General features: G+C 26.0%; 2 protein-coding genes. Both read left to right on the plus strand.

The genetic code is table 11. The features are described from left to right. The first annotated feature begins 86 nt into the window (after window positions 1–86). The gene (locus EC396_RS12800) at window positions 87–728 is read left to right on the plus strand and encodes a hypothetical protein (RefSeq protein WP_129367006.1); all 642 of its coding nucleotides are present in this window, start codon (window positions 87–89) and stop codon (window positions 726–728) included. Window positions 729–884: 156 nt separating this feature from the next. Further along, the gene (locus EC396_RS12805) at window positions 885–1,526 is read left to right on the plus strand and encodes a hypothetical protein (protein ID WP_129367006.1); all 642 of its coding nucleotides are present in this window, start codon (window positions 885–887) and stop codon (window positions 1,524–1,526) included. The last annotated feature ends 220 nt before the right edge of the window (window positions 1,527–1,746 follow it).

Below are 1,746 nucleotides of genomic sequence, written 5' to 3' on the forward strand. Positions count from 1 at the left end.
TAACGATTTGCTACGTCCGAAAAATCTCCGATTTTCCAGTCGCACAAATCTTATAAAAGCCCGTTGTAAGCTATATAAAAACTGAAATGAAAAGATTGATTATACTATTTATTGGAATTCAAATGACTTCTTGTGGAATGAGTATAATTACGACTTCTAAAAAAGTTGATTTGATAAATATTGAGTCAAATATTGAGCTTGAAAATTTTTTAGAATATACAGCAGATGAGATTTATCAAATTGAGGATTTATCAAACTATAAAAAGATAAACCCTATAAAAACTCAACATTGTTCGAGTATCCAAACATTTAAGAAAAATGACAATGATTTTGTATTAGTTCCTAAAAGTGCATTTCGAGAAAATATAAAACGAGAAAAAAGTAATAGTCTTATAATTTTAGAATATAGAGGTTTTCTTAATTTTTCAAACGGAGGTGATGATGTTTTAGATTATTACTTGAATAATTCAAATAATCAGATAAATATCAAGAATACTTTTGACAAAACAGAAACAATATTCACAATTGATAAATTTGGAAAAATTAAAATAGTCGATAAAAAAGTTAAAAAGATAAATGATAGTACTTTTGAGAAAATCCATATTCTTGACAATATTAAAGTTGGAGAGAATGGAGATTCGATAAAACTCATTGAAACATTTAAGATAAATTTTAAAAAGAATATCAGTGTAAAACGAACTATAAAAGATAAATGGATTTGTGATTAATACAGCTTACAACAACTCATAAAATTTATGCTTACATTTAAACTAAATAACGAACCGACAAACATCCAATTAACGATTTGCTACGTCCGAAAAATCTCCGATTTTCCAGTCGCACAAATCTTATAAAAGCCCGTTGTAAGCTATATAAAAACTGAAATGAAAAGATTGATTATACTATTTATTGGAATTCAAATGACTTCTTGTGGAATGAGTATAATTACGACTTCTAAAAAAGTTGATTTGATAAATATTGAGTCAAATATTGAGCTTGAAAATTTTTTAGAATATACAGCAGATGAGATTTATCAAATTGAGGATTTATCAAACTATAAAAAGATAAACCCTATAAAAACTCAACATTGTTCGAGTATCCAAACATTTAAGAAAAATGACAATGATTTTGTATTAGTTCCTAAAAGTGCATTTCGAGAAAATATAAAACGAGAAAAAAGTAATAGTCTTATAATTTTAGAATATAGAGGTTTTCTTAATTTTTCAAACGGAGGTGATGATGTTTTAGATTATTACTTGAATAATTCAAATAATCAGATAAATATCAAGAATACTTTTGACAAAACAGAAACAATATTCACAATTGATAAATTTGGAAAAATTAAAATAGTCGATAAAAAAGTTAAAAAGATAAATGATAGTACTTTTGAGAAAATCCATATTCTTGACAATATTAAAGTTGGAGAGAATGGAGATTCGATAAAACTCATTGAAACATTTAAGATAAATTTTAAAAAGAATATCAGTGTAAAACGAACTATAAAAGATAAATGGATTTGTGATTAATACAGCTTACAACAACTCATAAAATTTATGCTTACATTTAAACTAAATAACGAACCGACAAACATCCAATTAACGATTTGCTACGTCCGAAAAATCTCCGATTTTCCAGTCGCACAAATCTTATAAAAGCCCGTTACCCAACATTAGAACTCACTCATAATCAGACAAGTTGAATAATAGAATTGAAATACCATTGAGCAAAAAGAAGATAATATTACTA

This window comes from Lutibacter sp. HS1-25 (genome assembly GCF_004121075.1).
GTDB lineage: Bacteria > Bacteroidota > Bacteroidia > Flavobacteriales > Flavobacteriaceae > Lutibacter.

Bases quoted from the DNA above. Each gene is read 5' to 3' on its own strand.
- EC396_RS12800 (WP_129367006.1), top strand. From the start codon at position 87: ATGAAAAGATTGATTATACTATTTATTGGAATTCAAATGACTTCTTGT.
- EC396_RS12805 (WP_129367006.1), top strand. From the start codon at position 885: ATGAAAAGATTGATTATACTATTTATTGGAATTCAAATGACTTCTTGT.